A 17956-nucleotide genomic window follows, 5' to 3' on the forward strand; every position below is an offset into this window, starting at 1 on the left:
CGACTTATCCTATTGAATGTTTTTTCTATCGAGCACTAAAAAATTTTGAATGTCCTGCCAAGTGTTAAAGCAGTAATCTGCTTGATACGGCTCAGCAATAGAGAAATCTTGTGCATGAATATTATGGCCTTGGTCTTTCAAGCAAATGGTAGTCCATCCTAAGCGCTTGGCGGTCACAAAGTCTTTTTTTAGGTTATCACCCACATAGATATAATGCTCGCACTGTAAGGCTTGCATTACGGTTTCATAATTGGCAGGCGCAGGTTTTTCTGAACCCATTTCTTCTGAAATGACAATGCTGCTCAAATACGGCATCACCCCTAAGGCATGCAGTTTGTTACGCTGAGTTTGCGCACGTCCATCGGTAATAACTGCATACCGATAGTCACGGCGACCCAGCTTCAAGGTATCCAATACATGCGGATAGAGACAGATGTCAGGCGTATGAAAACGATACCAATCGAGTAAGGTCGTTTTATCTACAGAATAATCTTGTGCTAAGCGTTCAAATACATTTTCGCCTGTATGGTATTGCTGCAACATCTGTGCACTCAAATGCTCAGGCGCATCACTCAGCTGAGCGGCAATAAACCGATAAGCCGAGTGTAAGTAACTGATTTCAGCGTAGAGCGTATCATCAAGATCTAATACGAGGCCCTTAAGCGCTGTAGTCATTGACCAATACCTCAGCATCGTAACGCAGCATCAACAAGTTATCTTTCCACGCTGAGAACGGTGCAATCGATTGATCCAATAAATATTCTTGAATCGCCCATTGGCTATAATTCGCACCTGCCAAATAGCTCAGTGGGTAACCGCCACCAAAGCGAGGATTGATTTCAATGCCTAAAATTTTATCTTCAGTTTTATGTAAAAACACCTGAATGGTTAAGCAACCACGTGCGCCAGCAAGATGCTGCAATTTTTGCTGAAACTCAGTTACGATTACATTGTTTTTAGTGACGCCTTTGTTGACTTCACCCGCGCGTACAAAAATACGTTTACGCGGCACAACACATTTTAAATCAGACTGACGATCGTAGTAACAATCAACAGTAAACTCGTCATAGGCTTCGGGTGCAATGTATTGCATAAACATGAGTTTCGGATCAGCACGGTGTTCAGGCTTAATCTCATCAAGACTATGCGCAGTAAAAATACCTTTACTTAAACTGCCATCATAAGGTTTTACGAACACGGGAAATTCTAAATGATCCAGATCATATTGCTGAGGAATAGCGATTCCATGTTGTTCAAAGAATTGATTAATTTGACGTTTATCACGGCACTGCTGTACCAAGGCAGGATCACTTACCAATAAATGAATCCCGTGCTCAGCAAAGCGTTGAAGCTGTTCACTGAGTACCATCAGTTCTGTATCAATAGTGGGTACGACCAACTTGATGTTCTGTGCCACACACAATGCAAGTAACTGCTCAATATAGTCTGGGCTAGTCACACGCGGTACTGCAAAGCTTTGATCTGATACATGACAAGCCGGTGCAAGTACAGGGTTTAAATCAGCTGTAAAGACTTTCCCTTGAGCAAAGTATTTTTTTAGTTCAGTTTGAAAAGAACGAACTAATGAAACACGTTGACCTGCTGAAGTAATTAATATATTACTCATCTTTTTTGTCATTTCCTGAAAATTTAGGCATTGTCACATCATTGGCAGCATTAATATCATCTTTTGCCATTACTTTATATACGGTTTTAAACATGATTTTAAAATCAAGCCACACGGACTGATTTTCAACATACCATGTATCAAGCTTAAATTTTTCTTCCCAGCTAATGGCATTACGACCATTGACCTGGGCATAACCAGTCATACCAGGACGTACATTATGACGCTTTGCCTGCTCCTGATTATACAGTGGCAAATACTCCATCAATAATGGACGAGGTCCAACAATACTCATATCACCTTTAATCACATTCCACAATTCTGGCATCTCATCCAAACTGGTTGCACGTAACATTTTGCCAAATGAGGTTAAGCGCTCGCTGTCAGGCAAGGGATTCCCTTTGGCATCTACGGCATCTTTCATGGTCCGAAACTTAATCATTTCAAAAGGTTTACCATTTAGCCCAGGACGTACTTGACGGAATAATACAGGAGAGCCAAGATTTTTTTTCACTTTATAAGCCACAAAAGCATATAGTGGAGAAAGTAGAATTAAGGCGATTGAGGCAATAATTATATCGAGAAGACGTTTTAACATTTATAGACCAAGGATACGTATTAAGCGTTGATTAACTTTTTCAGCATCAAATTTATTAACTGCGATTTTATAACTTTCAGCACCCATTAAACAAATTTGTTCTGGATGCTCTATAAAATAAATCATCTTTTCAGCCAATACTTCTGGATTCCATTTCGGCACTAAAAAACCATTTACACCATCAATTACAGTTTCTCGGCAGCCTGGTACATCTGTTGTAATAATAGCACGTCCAATGGCCATTGCTTCTTGTGTGCTTCTTGGTACACCTTCACGATAGTATGAAGGCAACACAAATACACTCGCCTGTTCTATCCATTCAGTGACATTATTAACATGCCCTGGATATTCAATAATATTATCCTGAATCAAAGCTTCTAATTCACTCTCTTTTAATCCACCTAACGCGACTTTATCGATTGCACCCAAAACAGTAAATTTAACATTTGGATATTTTGTTTTTACAAGTTTCGCTGCTTTTATAAAATCATGAATTCCTTTTTCAGCAAGCAATCGAGCAATAAAAATAAAAGATATAGGCGTAGAACTGATATTAGGAACAAATCTATATTTATCTAAATTCAAACCAATACCCCCTAAAACATCAACCTGTTTTACACTAATAAAATATTTATCTAATAAGTCTTTTGGATCATCTGAGTTCAAAAAAATAATTTTATCGAGCTGAGGCAAAGAAATTTTGTATAAAAGAATCTGTATTTTTTTTATGAGTTTAGTTTTTTTGCTCAATCCTTCAGGCTGATCTGTAAACGTATAGCCTAAACCTTCCAGCATACCCACAACCTTTGGTACTTTTGCAAGTCTTGCCGCTAATGTACCAAAAATAACTGGTTTAGAAAAATACGAAAAAACTAAATCTGGATTAATTTCTTTAATTTTTTTTGAGAGTCGGTATGTTGCCATCATATCTGCAAATGGATTCAATCCACCACGATTTAATGTATATGTAATTGGTATAGCACCTAATTTTTCTATTTCTTTTAGATCTTCTGTAGTAAATTCAGACGTTAATGCGTAGACTTGATGACCTTTTTTTAAAAGTGAACAGATTAAATCTGAACGAAAACCATAAAAACTGGAAGCTACAGTACCTATTAGAGCAATAATCATATAATTCCAACCACTATACTAAAGTAAGAAAATGATATAGCAAAAGCAACAAAAAGACCTATTGGAAAAAAAGATTTACTTCTCGAAAATATATAATAAAAAATTAAAGTATTTAATAATATACTAAAAAACCAAGCAAACAAACCATATCTATTTGAAAAACCGGCGAAACCAAATATAAAATATGGCATTAGTAATAAAAAATAGATTTTTACTAAACCACATAAACCCTCGCTTTTAATAAAATATTTTGAGAAAAAGAAATAAATATATGCAAGAGCTAAGCTATATAAAAAAAGATCCCACTGAAAACCATATCTATAGGAATTTGTATCTTCAACATAGTTTTTAATACTATCATATAAAGGAACACCAAGAACACTAGATATTATGTAGACTATTTTTTCACTTACCCCTAAAATATAAAAAATACCAAGTACATTTAGCAAAAAAAACAATTTATTCAGATTTAATTTAATCAAAAAAATAAAAGGAATAATCAAAACAGATGAGTAATGAAATAATATAGAGCCTAGCAAAAACAAAAATGAATAAAACTTATTAATATTAAAAACTAAATAGACAAAAAACAAGTATAGAAGAGCCAATGATAAACCTTGCCTTAATCCATTTGCAGCTGCCACTTGATACCAAGATGACATACAAAGAAAAGAAAAGAAAAGAAAAGAAAAATACACTTTATTTATCTTTTCTAATTCAGATATTTTCTTTGATAGAAAAAGCAATATTAAATTCAACACAATATTTAAAATAAAAAAATAGACTATATAACTATCAGTAAACAATCTAACTACAAAGGTTAAGAGATCAAATAAAAATTCATAATGAAAATCGTTAATAGACAATTTATAAATAAAATTTTGTGCATAAATAAGGTTATCATCTACTAGACTTAAATCTCTAATAGAAATAAAATACGAAGTAAATAAAGTAAATAAAGTAAATAACAAATATAGAAACATATTCTCTTTGTTAATTTTAAATTTCATTTATTAGCTATCCGATTAATAAAATCACCAAAATCCACTTCATTTAAAATATTATCCCACTTAAATGAATCCATTTCAGGAATATTATTTTCTATATAAATGTTAGAATCAATTTGATCCAACCAAACAGGCTTATAATTAATATTATTGAAAAACTGTTCTACCCATAAATATCTATTTGAAATGACCTGCAGTCCTGAAGCCAAATACTCCAATGTCTTTGTACTTGTCTGAATATTGTAAGGATATATATCTGGCGTATAGTTTAAACCAAAACGAGCGTTTCTATAGAATTCAGGTAAATTACTACGTTCTATACGACCCAATAAAGTAATATTCTTATTTTTTAATAATATTTTATCACTTTCAGAAACTTTGCCTATTATAATGATTTTATACTTACTTGCCAAATCTATAAGAGTATCTATCAAGCCAATTCTGCCCGAAATAGAGCCTGAGTACAAAATATCATATTCCGGATTCTGTAAAGGAACTTGAAAGAAACCCTCATCAACTCCCATATCTCTATAAATATAGGGAGTATTATCATTAAAATAAAGTTCTCTACTAACTATGCTATTTAAAAAAATTCTTCCATCCGGTTTACTATTGATGGTTTTTTTAAATAAGTTTTTAAATTTTGCATAAGGAGGAGTAGAAAGACTTTGATATTCATGAATCTCTTTAGCCGTACCATTTTTTTTATTCCAAAATGGACGTGTACCCATAAAGTAAATATTTATATCATTATCTGGATCAAGCTCATAGTCTAACTGGACTATATGCCCTTTTAATTTTAAATATTTTTCATATGCATAAGCTTCTGGGGTGTAAGCATATTGACTTAATGGTATTCCAATAGTATACATAAATTTTATCTGCTCTTAACTTGACAATAAGCTTTATAAATAAAGAGATATAATTTACTAAAATTCAAAAAAATATATAGTTTTTTATTTAGACCTATATATTCCTTTTGAACTGAATAAATACACGTAACCTTCTTATAGAATTCCACATAATGAAATGAATCTTTTAAGGAGAATCGTCTACATGAATTTACACATAGTAAAAAATAAGCTTGAAAGATAACCGCACTTAAGATTACCTTATTATTTTCACTACATCTTTCATACTCTTCAAGATAAATTTTTAATATTTTCTCAAAACTTGCAATTGTTTTTTTATTAGCCTTATAATCCTTTGAAAGTGTTATCCCTAGTGGATTTACTCTATACCAATATAAACATTCATTAATATGTTTAATCTTTTTAGTTTTTATATATAACATTGGAATTAAACATAAATCCTCATAATATATACCAATTGTGAATCTAAGGTGTCCTAATAAACTTTTTCTCACTACTCTAGCACATGCAAACCAAAATCCGTTTCTTATTAGATTTTTTAAACTATATTTTGAGTCATGATAAATTGAGATTTCTTCATTAGATGATTTCATTAAATTGAAATCAATAAGGTCATAATTTCCTTTTTCAATAAGGGTTAATATTGTACTTATGTAGTTAGGCATAAGCTTGTCATCAGAATCTAGAAATCCTATATACTCACCACTTGCAATATCAATTCCTGTATTTCTAGCAGCACTTAATCCCTTATTATTTTGATCTATAAACTTAAATTGAGACTGTACTTTTTCACTTTGCCTTTCTACGATAGACCTAACTATATCCATTGATAAATCTAGTGTACCATCATTTACACATATAATTTCAACACCATCTTCTAATTGAGCTATTACGCTTTCAATACACTCTCTAATATATAGCTCTACATTATAGATAGGTATAATAATCGATAATTTCATAATTTATTTAACCATTTTTTTAATCTAGAAATCATTAAAATTAAATTAAAAACACAAAATCTACTTAAAAATAAATATAAAATTTTATTTAAACCTACCTTATAACCGTAATCTTGAAGTTGTGTAAATAATATTTTTCTTTGATCATTATTTAAATCAAATTTTTCTACAAAAATTTTGTAAGCTTTATATATTTTTTCTTTTTTTTGTAAAGTTAATCTCTCATGTAAATGTGTAGTATCAATAACATAACTATTCGAATTAATTAAACATGCTCCTCCCCCATTATTAAGAAGACTATACCAAGTACTTAAGTCCTGCCAAGCAGGCATATTGATATCAAAACAAGTTTTTCTTAAAATCTCTGTTTTTACAAAAATTTGATTACCAACTGAGTTAAAATATAGCAAATCCTCTTTTTTTGTATTTTTTTTACAAAAACTTTTCAAAATATTAGTTTTTGAATTTCCTAGGTTATTATGGTCTAAATAGCTTGTATATATAAAAACATTTTTTTCAAGTAAATCTATATATGTTATAAATTCAGCAATCCTATTTTTTAAAAAATAATCATCATCATCTAAACCTGTAATAAATTCTCCTTTAGCATTGTAAATCGCAATATTACGACTTACACATGCTCCACTATTCTTTTCTTTGATAAAATATCTAAGACGCGGATCTTCTTGACTAATTGCTTCTAAATATTTATGCGTACCATCTTTAGAGCAGTCATCCACTACAATTATTTCTAAGTTTTTATAAGTTTGATTACGTACAGAATCAACAGCCCGCTTTAACAACTCTACGCGATTAAAAGTTGGAATATAAACGGTTACTAATGGATTAGATTGTTTTAAGCTCATGATTAATTCTCTCTAAACAGATCACGTGTATATAACTTGAATTGATGCTCTTCTAGATCTTTATGCATTCGATTAGCAAGGATCACATCAGAACTTGATAAAAATTTATTCAAATCATTTTTTAGAGAATAATTTTCAAATTTTTCTTGCTGTAAAGTAGGTTCATAAATTTGAATTTGGATATTATATTCTTCTAACTCACGAATAATATCTTGAATAGCTGAATCCCTAAAATTATCTGATCCTTCTTTCATAGTTAGACGATAAATTCCAATTACATTTGGTCTTTTCTTTAAAACCTCTTTAACAATAAATTTTTTACGAGTTTTATTTGATTGGATAATGGCTTGAATTAAATTTTGTGGCACATCTTTATAGTTTGCCAGTAATTGCTTCGTATCCTTAGGCAAACAGTAACCACCATAACCAAACGAAGGGTTATTATAATGTTGACCAATACGAGGATCTAAACCCACCCCCTGTATAATATCTAGACTACTTAAATTATGTTTCGCACAGTAAGTATCAAGCTCATTGAAGTATGCAACACGCATAGCTAAGTACGTATTAGAAAATAATTTAACTGCTTCCGCCTCTGTAGCATCTATACATAAAATTGGAGCAGTGCGTTCTACAGTAGCATTTAAATAAAGTTGGGCAATTTTTTCAGCACGTTCTGATTTTTCACCCACAATAATCCGAGATGGATGTAAGTTATCATAAAGTGCTTTTCCTTCACGCAAAAACTCAGGACTAAAGATGATTTGTTCTGTTTTAAAAATTTTTTTTACGTGTGCTGTATAACCGACAGGAATAGTAGATTTAATAATAATCGGCGCAGTTGTATTTACTGGTAAAATATCAGCAATAACACTTTCAATTGAAGATGTATCAAAAGAATTGGTCTCTGAATCATAATTGGTAGGCGTGGCAATTATAATATAATCTGCATGTTGATATGCGTGCTTTTTATCAGTAGTTGCTATCAAGTTCAATTGACTTTCTTGTAGTGCTTTTTCAATATACTCATCTACTAAAGGTGAAATTTTCTGATTAATTTTTTCTACACGGGATAAATCAATATCTAGACTAACAACTTGATGCTGATGTGCAAATAGCACTGCATTTGACAAACCAACATATCCTGTCCCAACCACACAAATCTTATGTTTCAACATTGGAAATCACTTCACCATTTAGTTGTATATTACTAAAATCATTAAAGAATATTTTAGCATGACCTGTGAATTAACAACTTGTCGAGCCACACCTTTAAAGCAATTTTAGTCTAATGTAGAGTTAAATTCTACTTTTATAAAACAAATTATATACTAGCTCATATATAATAGTAGTTATCCTTTAAATATCATTTTCAAAAATATTTTTTACATTCTCTCTGATTAGAAAAATCAAAAAAAATACGTGTATAATAAAAAGAATAGCTTCAAAAATAGTTAAAATCTGATTAGCTAACCATATTTCCCTTTAAATTTGCTTAAAAACTTATGAATATAACCCAAAAAACCACAATAGGCATTTTGTGGAACTTTAGTGAACAACTAATACGTCGCGGTATAGGCTTAGTTACAACCTTGTTGTTAGCTTATTTTTTAACGCCTAATGCCTATGGTCTTATGGCAATGATAGCTGTTTTCATTGCTATTGCTTCTAGTTTAATGGAGTCAGGTTTTCGCCAAGCCTTGATTCGCCTGCAAGAGGTTACTCAAGATGATCTCAATACGGCCTTTTACTCCAACCTAGTGTTGGGAGCCTTAGCTTATTTACTCCTTTATTTTTCCGCGCCCCATATAGCTATATTTTATAATGAACCACAATTAATTAATTTAATTCAAGTACTTGGATTAGTAATATTAATTAACTCTTTTGAGGTTATACAAGTCGCTATTTTTCATCGACAAATGAACTTTAAAGCTCAACTAATGATCGGCTTGCCTGCTGCCCTAATTTCTGCTTGTATGGCGATTGGCTTAGCATATTGGGGGGTGGGTGTGTGGGCACTAGTGGCTCAGATGTTAATTTCAGCACTTATTACAGTAATTTTATTATGGTGGATAAGTGAATGGCGACCAACTAAAAGTTTTAGCCTATCCTCATTCTGTAGTATGTATAATTTCTCTTATAAACTATTTCTATCAAGTCTTTTAGATACTGTTTTTAGAAACCTATACATTATTGTAATTGCAAAACTTTTTTCAACTTCTATTGCTGGATTATACTTTTTCGCAGAAAAAATAAGAGAGCTTATACTCAATCAATTAGTAAGCGCCATTCAGAATGTCACATATCCTGCATTAGCAAGTATTCAAGATGACAATGTAAGGTTGAAAGCAGGCTATCGTAAAGTTATTTCTATTACCACTTTTCTACTATTTCCCACACTGACCCTCTTAGCCGCTTTAGCTCAACCACTTTTTAGTCTTCTATTCCCTGAAAAGTGGTGGCCTGCGGTTCCCTATTTCCAATTGCTTTGTCTTGCTGGATTACTTTACCCACTTCATAGTATAAATTTAAATATTCTTAAAGTAAAAGGACGTTCAGATCTATTTTTATATTTAGAAATTAATAAAAAAATTATATTGGTTGTAGTCTTATTTATTAGCTATCGCTATGGTGTAATTGGTATTTTAATTGGACAAATAATTAGCTCTATACTCTCATATATACCTAATAGTTATTTTTCAGCCAAACTAATTAATTACTCTACTAGAGAGCAAATAAAAGATTTTCTACCAGCTCTAGTACTATCTATACTAATCAGTGGAATAATTTTTTATACTATTCAAAATATTGAGTATCATCCCGTTATAATACTACTTATTTTTGGATTAAGTGGTGGATTAATTTATTTAATTGGCTCCCATCTCCTCAAAACACCTGCATATGATTTAATTCTTAGTCTTGTTAAATCAAAAATCAAACATTAGCCTCTATTAAGTGTACATAGAACTTCTAGCTCTAAATTGTACTACAAGGATTATTATGACTCTTAAGTTACTCCATATTATTACTGATGAAAAATTTCCAGATGCTGCATATGAACAGTTTGAAGAAATCTTACCAGGAGCCAGCACTTATCTATTGCCAGGCAGAAAGAGTCCTGTAGTCTATCTAAAAAAAATTAAACCCGTTCGTGTTTCTCACTTTTCCTTTCTTAACCCGTTCTTTATTCAATCCTTAAATAATTATGATGCAATTATATTACACTCTATGACTCCTTTTACACTTGAGCTAATCGCCAGAGCAAATAGTAAAGTTATTTTTGTTTGGATTGGTTTAGGCTATGACTATTATGATTTAATCTATCCTAATCCATATGATATGTTAGAAGAAGAAACAGCTAAAATTGTTAAAAAAACTATACCTAGTTTTGAAACTCCTAAGTCACCAAGTTTTTTGAAAAGTATTTTAAAATCTTTAATTTATTCAAATCAAAAAAATAAAATAGAGGTTATTCAGAAAGTTAAAATATTCTGTCCTGTTTTACCTGAAGAAAGCGAACTTCTAAAAGAAAAGGTTGGAAATTTAAAACCTAAAATAGTTCCATGGAATTATGCCTCTCACGTAAGTTTATTCAACTATAATTTAGATAAGTGTACAAGTAATAATATTTTAGTAGGTAATAGTGCAACTCCAACTAATAATCATTACGAAATATTTAAAGAACTTAGCAAATTAAAATTATCAAAAAACACGAAAGTAATTGTTCCTTTAAGCTATGGCGACTCAAAATATAGAGAAGAAATAATTAAAGCTGGATATAATCTACTTGGTCATCACTTTAAACCTGTAACCAACTTTCTAGAAATAAATGAATATATTAAAATAGTAAAAACTTGCTCTATAATAATTATGAATCACATAAGACAACAGGGAGTTGGAAATATAACTATCGGATTATACATGGGAGCTAAAATTTTCCTGAATGAAAAAAACCCATTATATAAAAACTATATTAACAAAGGGTTTACAATATATTCTATTAAAACATTACATACTATTAATAATAGGAATATAAATAGACTACCCCCAGAAGAAACAAAAATAAATCAGTTATTATTACAAAAGCACTCAGGTACAGAAAAAGTTAAAATTAAAACTGAAAATTTAATTAAAGAGATAAAATTAGCAAAAAGCTAATTGAATTTAGGGTGTTAAAAACACCCTAAATTTAAAAAATTAAATACTATTCAGATATTTTATTCTATCTATCTCTAAACAATCCCTGTTATCACTATACTTCTTATTAAAAAACTTCTCTTGTTGATAAGTAACTAACTCATTTAAATTTTGGCTAATTTTATTTAGCGTGGTATTTAAATCAGTTTCAATAAACTTATGCTCATCAATTTCAATACCATCAAATACTCTTCTTATTAACCCAACTGCTTTACTATATGAATACCGCATATCATTATTTGTAGGTAATGTCCGATATATAACTGGTGTTTGTGCAGCTAAAGAAAGAACCAACCCATGATATCTAGAAGAAAGCATAAATTTAGCATTCTTTATTATATGAAATGCGTCCTGAATTGGTAAAAATCCAATACTTTCAATATCTATAAGTTCAGAGTTTGAAATATTTTTATGCAAATATCGTGCTTGATCTAATCCATAAAAAACTAAATCATAAGGAAGTAAAACTATATCTAAATTATACTTTTCTTTAATTTCTTTAGCAAATTCTTTAATTTTATTAATATTCTGCTGTAAAATATCCATAGGATAAAACATTTCCATAACAATATAATTCAAACTTTTGACTTCAAAATTTCTTTTAAAATTAAGAATGCTTTTATTAATTATATATAGGTCATCTGGTAAATACTTTACTTTATTTTCTGAAACCCCTATTTCTTTCAAATAATACGTTGATGTAAATTTATCTCTAACTGCCAGTTCTGCTGAATAAATATAGCTAAAAAAATATTGATAAAATTCTTTAGTATCATCAAATGGACCAATACCATTAGCAGTAAAAACAATTTTTTTATTTAATTGTTGAGCTATTAGTAAAGGTGTCATAATTTTAAAAACTTTATCTTTACGTTTTGCCCAAAAATGGTTCAACCAGCCACCTCCAGAAACTATTAACACATCTAGTTTTTTAATACTATTCTCTAACTCTTCTACATTCTCCAAACAAAACAATATATCCATAGGAGTTAAATTATTATTTTTATTTAAATAATCCCATTCCAAATCATCTTTTAATTTAGGTTCAATATATTCAATATTGTACTTATCACAATATAAATCTAATGATATTTTAGGGAATTTTTGAGAGTATGTAAATACGGTAATATTATGACACTTAAGATCATAAATATTATTTACTAACATTGCATAATCACCAAAATTCGCAGTAGAATAAGGACCTACAAAACCCACTTTCATATGATTATTCACTTATATAATACCTATTAAACCACCCAATCCATTAAAACTTCTATAGCATCTACATCGAAGACTGGAATATTATGCATTTTATTTACTTCTAAACGCTCTTGAAAAGCATTATCAATAAAAATAGCCTTATTTGGATTCATATAATAACTTTTTGGTTTACAATCAATGATATGAATGATTTCATAAAAAAGATCTTTGCTAATTTTATATTTCACTAATGTTTTGTTTAAATCACCTTCATGACGAGTAATTAGAAATACTTTTTTTCCTAAATTATTCATTTGATATATTAACCACATAGCGGGAAGATATACTTTTCCACGAATAATTATAGTATCATCGAAATCAATATATACAGATTCAAACTCATAATCTATTTTGTAACGTGAAATAAGAGTTCTATCCATTTGAACGTTATAATTTTGATGTAGCGGCTTCACATCATATCCCATAGCAGTATAAATACTCATTAAAGGGAGGTTATAACCCAAACCTCTTGTTAAAGACATAGAGCTAGCACATCTAGTTGAAATTTCTAATAACTTCCAATCCCCAAATTTATCTTTCTTAATTTGAAAAAACCATAAACCTAAAAAGGTTATTTTAGTATTTATACATTCTGCTATATATTTTATTTCATCTGATATCTCTATATTACGTCCAGCAACACTAATGCCTGCCATAGTCCTTTCACGTAATCTTGGAGAAACTATCAATAACTCTCCATTTTTATCTGTAAAACAGTCTACAGATAGTTCTTCTCCAGGTAAGTATTCACATAGCACATAATTATCTAAATTTATAGAAACTGGTATTTCACTTTTGTCTTTTATAAGAAATGCATCTTTTCCTCCCTGACCATCATCTGGCTTAATAAATAATGGAAATTCATCAAAATCATTAAAAATTTTAGGAATAAAACTATAATCTTCTAAAGTTTTATAAGTTAGTGACTTATATCGACATACCTCCGCTGTATTTCCTTCAGGCACCAGAATCTTGCTCATAATTTTATCTCTATTCTCTGAGAAAAATAGAACTACAGAGTCATGAGTTGGGATAACAATATCAATCAAATTATCTTTTAATATAGAGTTAAAATTATCTATGAAGTTACTATCATTGATATTAGGTAATCCACAAATATAGTTTTTAAATTTATAAGACCCATGCCGCTCTACAGATGATGCACCATATAAATCTATATTTACACATGCTGACAGCGCATCATGTAGTTCTAGAGAATTTACCTCTCCTGCTGGGAAAACCAGTACTTTTATTAGAGCCATAATCTCACAACTTTAATTTTTTAACGAATAATGATTTAGAATTTTTTTTACACTCTGAATATCGTTATTCATAAGTACATCTATAATTGATAAATATGGCGTAAATTCCGTTACCATATATTGCTTATATTCCAAAAATTCTGATTCAATAAACTTCAATTCAATATTATATTCTTCAAACATCTGCTTCGTATATAAAGAACGCCCGCCAGGGCTATTAATATAAACATTTGCATCAAGAGTTTTACAAATTGAAACTAATTTTTTTGATGCACTTGCTCCTCTGTCATAATTTAAGTCACTTGATAAAATAATTTTTTTTTCAATTTGTAAATATTCAAATAATTTATTTAACGAGTACTCACACAATTTTGGAATACTCCTATTATCATAATTGATAATGTCTTCAATAATAGGAAATACTTTATTAAAGTGTTCTGACTTACCATATGCATACTTTAGTGTTTGTAATAATTTATTAGTATCTTCAGCATAAGATAACTTATTAATTAATATATTTTGTGAAGCTCCCGGTACAGCCAAATTGATTCTTTGAACCTTACCATTAAATAATATATTATTTCTATTTATATAACCCTTTTTTATATAATTGACATCATCATATAAAACAAATATATCAGAAGCCAAGATTAAATGAAAATAACCAATATAAGGAAACAAATATGGTTGCATAATTGCAATTTTATTACTCATTGATAATCTCCACTATTTGTTTAACTTGATTGATTCCTAAACTTGGAAATATTGGCAAACAAAGTATTCTTTTTGAAATTACTCTAGAGTTATTGCAAATTGTATCATTTCTTAAAAATTCCAAAGTATCTAAGCTTGGATAAAAATATCGTCTTACTAAAACCCCTTTCTCTTTAAGCTTAGACTCTATTTTCAATAACTGCTCTTCATTTTTAAATACAATAGGAGCATATGCATAATTATTTAAACTACAATCATTCCATTTTTGTCGTATAAATTTTTTATTCAACTCAAGAGTATAGCTATTCCATATAAATTTACGTTGCTGCTTAATACTTTCTATTTCATCTAATACACACAAGCCCATTGCTGCATTAAACTCTCCCATTTTTGCATTGATACCTAATTCATTAATACAGTCAGGTGAAGAAATTCCAAAATTAATTAATTTTTTGGCTTTTTCTAAGTCTTCCTTTCTTTTAAAAATAATTGCACCACCCTCTATACTATGAAAAAGCTTAGTTGCGTGTAAACTCAAAATAGATGCATCACCATATTTTAAGATACTTTGACCTTTGTAGCTCACATCAAAGGCATGTGCTGCATCATAAATAACTTTAAGATTATGTTTATCAGCAATATTCTGGATGGTTTCGATATCACATGGATTCCCAAACACGTGTACAGGTACAATCGCTTGAGTTTGCTTTGTAACTGCTGCTTCTATATTTTTAGGATCTAAACACCATGTTTCATAATCAATATCAACAAATACAGGGTTTATTCCTTCCCATTTCAGTGAGCTTGCTGTTGCTATAAAACTAAATGGAGTCGTAATTGCTTCAGCAAGCTTACCCTCAACTAGTTTATTAACTCCTAGTGTTCGATAAGCAATTTGTAATGCCAAAGTTCCATTTGAAACTAAAAGCAAATTCTCCACACCTAAATATTTTTCTAATCGTTTAGTCAACTCTTGTACTAAAGGCCCATTATTCGTAAGCCATTGTCTTTCATATATACCATCGATATATTCTTCAAGTTTTTCTCTACTTGGGAGATAAGGTCTACTTACGGGTATCATTTATTAACCTTTTGCTATATCAATTAAGTATTGACCATAATCATTTTTACTCATGCTTTGACCAATTTCTAAAACTTGCTCTTTACTGAGCCAACCATTATTCAAAGCAATTTCTTCCAAACACGCCACTTTATAGCCTTGACGCTTTTCAATAGTCTCTACAAACTGTGCTGCTTCCAATAAGCTTGAGTGTGTCCCAGTATCCAACCAGGCAAAACCACGCCCCAGTAACTCCACACTTAAATCACCCCGTTCTAAATACATTTGGTTTACGGTGGTGATTTCTAATTCCCCTCGTTCAGAAGGCTTAACTTGCTTGGCGATCTGAACCACATCATTGTCATAAAAATACAAACCTGTAACCGCAAAATGTGATTTCGGTTGTTTAGGTTTTTCCTCTAATGAGATTGCCCGTTTTTGTTCATCAAACTCAACAACCCCAAAACGCTCTGGATCTTTAACTTGATAGCCAAATACTGTTGCACCACTTTGACGAGCAACAGCCTGACGTAACATTGGCGTAAAACCTTGACCATAGAAAATATTATCGCCCAGTACCAGACAAACATTACTATCACCAATAAAGCTTTCACCAATAATAAAGGCTTGTGCCAAACCATCTGGACTAGGTTGCACTGCATATTCAAGCTGAATCCCAAATTGAGAGCCATCACCCAACAAACGCTTAAAGCCATCGATATCTTCAGGAGTACTAATAATTAATACTTCACGAATACCTGCAAGCATCAGAACCGAAAGTGGATAATACACCATCGGCTTATCATAAATAGGGAGCAGTTGTTTTGAGACACCTTTAGTGATTGGATATAAACGTGTACCCGAACCACCTGCTAAAATAATACCTTTTGTTGTATTTGACATTATAAACTTACACCTAATCTTTCACGTTGGTAACTGCCATCTTGTACACGACGACACCAGTCTAAATTATTTAAATACCACTCTACCGTTTTACGGATTCCGGTTTCAAATGTCTCTAAAGGCACCCAACCAAGCTCTTTTTTAATTTTACTCGCATCAATTGCATAGCGTAAATCATGTCCTGGTCGATCTTTGACAAAATGAATTAACGTTTCATAAGATCTACCATCATCTCTCGGTCTTAGCTCATCCAAAATTCTACAAATAGTTTTCACAACTTCAATGTTTTGTTTTTCATTATGTCCGCCAATGTTGTAAGTTTCACCATCTAAACCTTCAGTAGCTACTTTATATAATGCGCGCGCATGATCTTCTACGAATAACCAATCACGAATTTGTTGACCATTACCATATATAGGTAAAGGCTTACCATCTAATGCATTCAAAATTACCAAAGGAATCAATTTTTCAGGGAAATGATAAGGCCCATAATTATTTGAGCAGTTGGTGACTATAACAGGTAGACCATAAGTTCTGTGCCAAGCACGTACTAAATGGTCTGAACTGGCTTTAGAGGCAGAATATGGAGAGCTTGGCGCGTATTTAGTTGTTTCTGTAAACAAATCTGTCGTGCCTTCTAAATCGCCATAAACCTCATCAGTTGAAATATGATGAAAACGAAAGTTTTGTTGAGTTTCAATGTCTAGGTCCAACCAATAATTTCGAGCAGCCTCTAATAAAGTATAAGTTCCTACAATATTAGTTTGAATAAATGCTGCAGGACCATCAATTGAGCGATCTACATGAGACTCTGCGGCTAAATGCATAATTACATTAGGTTGAAATGCATCTATAGCAGCTGTAATTTGTTCTTTATCACAAATATCAATTTGTTTGAACTGATAGTTTGAATGCTGTTCAATTTCTTTTAACGATTCTAAATTACCCGCATAAGTTAGTTTATCAATATTAAGAACTTGATTATTCGTATTTTGAATAATATGACGAATGACAGCCGAACCAATAAATCCTGCACCGCCAGTAACTAAAATCTTCATTTTTAATTGCCTACATTTTTACCAAAGCTTTATACTTTCAATTCATTGCAAGAAAACAAAACAGAGTGAGATCGTAATAAGTCTTTTAATCTCTCTACTATATTGGTTTCAAAATGACTTACCTGTGGAATGGAAATCACAATTCAAAGCTTCTTTCATAATCAATTCAAAATTTTCATTTAAGGCAGCTCAAAGAGCATATACCACTTACTAAGCACTACTATAGTGATAAGTATCAAAACTTCTAGATTCACTTTTTCTAAGTTAAACTGCCATAATAAACCAACTTAACCTAATCCAACCTGACCAAATTTTAAATTTCTTACTTTCAGCATCCGTTATACCTTAATAGTATTTAATATCAATTTAACGGCACCTAATATAACAGATCCCAAATTAAATATTGATGTAAAATGATCACAATTGAAAAAAATAATTACAT

The 17956-nt window shown here is 30.8% G+C and carries 17 protein-coding genes; 2 read left to right on the top strand and 15 right to left on the bottom strand.

The annotated features are described in order from the left end of the window. Positions 1–9: 9 nt before the first annotated feature. From AC1M9K_RS11830 to AC1M9K_RS11870, 9 genes are read right to left on the bottom strand one after another with little or no spacing between them, the layout of a single operon-like run. Positions 10–675, bottom strand: a complete 666-nt coding sequence (locus tag AC1M9K_RS11830; protein WP_481589372.1) for an HAD family hydrolase — start codon at positions 673–675, stop codon at positions 10–12. Continuing rightward, positions 659–1627, bottom strand: a complete 969-nt coding sequence (locus AC1M9K_RS11835) for an ATP-grasp domain-containing protein (RefSeq protein WP_481589373.1) — start codon at positions 1625–1627, stop codon at positions 659–661. The genes AC1M9K_RS11830 and AC1M9K_RS11835 overlap by 17 nt, the downstream gene beginning before the upstream one ends. Continuing rightward, positions 1620–2225: a sugar transferase gene (locus AC1M9K_RS11840; protein WP_481589374.1), complete on the bottom strand. Its 606-nt coding sequence runs from the start codon at positions 2223–2225 to the stop codon at positions 1620–1622. Before AC1M9K_RS11840 ends, AC1M9K_RS11835 begins: the two co-directional genes overlap by 8 nt. Further along, complete coding sequence (locus AC1M9K_RS11845; protein ID WP_481589375.1) at positions 2226–3356, bottom strand: glycosyltransferase family 4 protein; 1131 nt, start codon at positions 3354–3356, stop codon at positions 2226–2228. It abuts the gene before it with no gap. Continuing rightward, positions 3353–4366: an EpsG family protein gene (locus tag AC1M9K_RS11850; protein ID WP_481589376.1), complete on the bottom strand. Its 1014-nt coding sequence runs from the start codon at positions 4364–4366 to the stop codon at positions 3353–3355. Before AC1M9K_RS11850 ends, AC1M9K_RS11845 begins: the two co-directional genes overlap by 4 nt. Beyond that, positions 4363–5235: a glycosyltransferase family protein gene (locus tag AC1M9K_RS11855; RefSeq protein ID WP_481589377.1), complete on the bottom strand. Its 873-nt coding sequence runs from the start codon at positions 5233–5235 to the stop codon at positions 4363–4365. The genes AC1M9K_RS11850 and AC1M9K_RS11855 overlap by 4 nt, the downstream gene beginning before the upstream one ends. A gap of 5 nt (positions 5236–5240) precedes the next feature. After that, complete coding sequence (locus tag AC1M9K_RS11860) at positions 5241–6194, bottom strand: glycosyltransferase family 2 protein (protein ID WP_481589378.1); 954 nt, start codon at positions 6192–6194, stop codon at positions 5241–5243. Then, on the bottom strand, positions 6191–7060 hold the full coding sequence (locus AC1M9K_RS11865; protein WP_481589379.1) for a glycosyltransferase: 870 nt from the start codon (positions 7058–7060) through the stop codon (positions 6191–6193). Before AC1M9K_RS11865 ends, AC1M9K_RS11860 begins: the two co-directional genes overlap by 4 nt. Positions 7061–7062: 2 nt before the next feature. Next, complete coding sequence (locus AC1M9K_RS11870; protein ID WP_481589380.1) at positions 7063–8238, bottom strand: nucleotide sugar dehydrogenase; 1176 nt, start codon at positions 8236–8238, stop codon at positions 7063–7065. A gap of 327 nt (positions 8239–8565) precedes the next feature. On the opposite strand from AC1M9K_RS11870, the gene AC1M9K_RS11875 reads away from it, so the two are divergent. Further along, positions 8566–10005 carry a lipopolysaccharide biosynthesis protein gene (locus AC1M9K_RS11875; RefSeq protein WP_481589381.1) on the top strand — a complete coding sequence of 480 codons (1440 nt, stop codon included), beginning with the start codon at positions 8566–8568 and terminating at the stop codon, positions 10003–10005. A gap of 55 nt (positions 10006–10060) precedes the next feature. Further along, on the top strand, positions 10061–11218 hold the full coding sequence (locus AC1M9K_RS11880) for a TDP-N-acetylfucosamine:lipid II N-acetylfucosaminyltransferase family protein (protein WP_481589382.1): 1158 nt from the start codon (positions 10061–10063) through the stop codon (positions 11216–11218). A gap of 39 nt (positions 11219–11257) precedes the next feature. Here AC1M9K_RS11880 and AC1M9K_RS11885 read toward each other — a convergent pair whose 3' ends face one another. The 6 genes from AC1M9K_RS11885 to rfbB are packed head-to-tail and all read right to left on the bottom strand — an operon-like array spanning position 11258 to position 17514. Next, positions 11258–12490, bottom strand: coding sequence for a polysaccharide pyruvyl transferase family protein (locus AC1M9K_RS11885; protein ID WP_481589383.1), 1233 nt, complete (start codon positions 12488–12490; stop codon positions 11258–11260). A gap of 14 nt (positions 12491–12504) precedes the next feature. After that, the gene (locus AC1M9K_RS11890) at positions 12505–13779 is read right to left on the bottom strand and encodes an ATP-grasp domain-containing protein (RefSeq protein WP_481589384.1); all 1275 of its coding nucleotides are present in this window, start codon (positions 13777–13779) and stop codon (positions 12505–12507) included. 12 nt (positions 13780–13791) lie between these two features. Continuing rightward, entirely contained in the window at positions 13792–14493 is a 702-nt protein-coding gene (locus AC1M9K_RS11895; RefSeq protein ID WP_481589385.1) for a WbqC family protein, read from the bottom strand. Beyond that, on the bottom strand, positions 14486–15574 hold the full coding sequence (locus tag AC1M9K_RS11900; protein ID WP_481589386.1) for a DegT/DnrJ/EryC1/StrS family aminotransferase: 1089 nt from the start codon (positions 15572–15574) through the stop codon (positions 14486–14488). Before AC1M9K_RS11900 ends, AC1M9K_RS11895 begins: the two co-directional genes overlap by 8 nt. Positions 15575–15577: 3 nt before the next feature. Beyond that, positions 15578–16456 carry a glucose-1-phosphate thymidylyltransferase RfbA gene (gene rfbA, locus AC1M9K_RS11905; protein ID WP_481589387.1) on the bottom strand — a complete coding sequence of 293 codons (879 nt, stop codon included), beginning with the start codon at positions 16454–16456 and terminating at the stop codon, positions 15578–15580. Next, the gene (rfbB, locus tag AC1M9K_RS11910; RefSeq protein ID WP_481589388.1) at positions 16456–17514 is read right to left on the bottom strand and encodes a dTDP-glucose 4,6-dehydratase; all 1059 of its coding nucleotides are present in this window, start codon (positions 17512–17514) and stop codon (positions 16456–16458) included. Before rfbB ends, rfbA begins: the two co-directional genes overlap by 1 nt. Between the last annotated feature and the right edge of the window lie 442 nt (positions 17515–17956).

It is taken from the genome of Acinetobacter sp. 24-47-67 (genome assembly GCF_056779735.1).

Excerpts from the sequence above, each read along its gene's own strand:
- AC1M9K_RS11830 (WP_481589372.1), bottom strand. The coding sequence starts at position 675 with ATGACTACAGCGCTTAAGGGCCTCGTATTAGATCTTGATGATACGCTC.
- AC1M9K_RS11835 (WP_481589373.1), bottom strand. The coding sequence starts at position 1,627 with ATGAGTAATATATTAATTACTTCAGCAGGTCAACGTGTTTCATTAGTT.
- AC1M9K_RS11840 (WP_481589374.1), bottom strand. The coding sequence starts at position 2,225 with ATGTTAAAACGTCTTCTCGATATAATTATTGCCTCAATCGCCTTAATT.
- AC1M9K_RS11845 (WP_481589375.1), bottom strand. The coding sequence starts at position 3,356 with ATGATTATTGCTCTAATAGGTACTGTAGCTTCCAGTTTTTATGGTTTT.
- AC1M9K_RS11850 (WP_481589376.1), bottom strand. The coding sequence starts at position 4,366 with ATGAAATTTAAAATTAACAAAGAGAATATGTTTCTATATTTGTTATTT.
- AC1M9K_RS11855 (WP_481589377.1), bottom strand. The coding sequence starts at position 5,235 with ATGTATACTATTGGAATACCATTAAGTCAATATGCTTACACCCCAGAA.
- AC1M9K_RS11860 (WP_481589378.1), bottom strand. The coding sequence starts at position 6,194 with ATGAAATTATCGATTATTATACCTATCTATAATGTAGAGCTATATATT.
- AC1M9K_RS11865 (WP_481589379.1), bottom strand. The coding sequence starts at position 7,060 with ATGAGCTTAAAACAATCTAATCCATTAGTAACCGTTTATATTCCAACT.
- AC1M9K_RS11870 (WP_481589380.1), bottom strand. The coding sequence starts at position 8,238 with ATGTTGAAACATAAGATTTGTGTGGTTGGGACAGGATATGTTGGTTTG.
- AC1M9K_RS11875 (WP_481589381.1), top strand. The coding sequence starts at position 8,566 with ATGAATATAACCCAAAAAACCACAATAGGCATTTTGTGGAACTTTAGT.
- AC1M9K_RS11880 (WP_481589382.1), top strand. The coding sequence starts at position 10,061 with ATGACTCTTAAGTTACTCCATATTATTACTGATGAAAAATTTCCAGAT.
- AC1M9K_RS11890 (WP_481589384.1), bottom strand. The coding sequence starts at position 13,779 with ATGGCTCTAATAAAAGTACTGGTTTTCCCAGCAGGAGAGGTAAATTCT.
- AC1M9K_RS11895 (WP_481589385.1), bottom strand. The coding sequence starts at position 14,493 with ATGAGTAATAAAATTGCAATTATGCAACCATATTTGTTTCCTTATATT.
- AC1M9K_RS11900 (WP_481589386.1), bottom strand. The coding sequence starts at position 15,574 with ATGATACCCGTAAGTAGACCTTATCTCCCAAGTAGAGAAAAACTTGAA.
- rfbA (WP_481589387.1), bottom strand. The coding sequence starts at position 16,456 with ATGTCAAATACAACAAAAGGTATTATTTTAGCAGGTGGTTCGGGTACA.
- rfbB (WP_481589388.1), bottom strand. The coding sequence starts at position 17,514 with ATGAAGATTTTAGTTACTGGCGGTGCAGGATTTATTGGTTCGGCTGTC.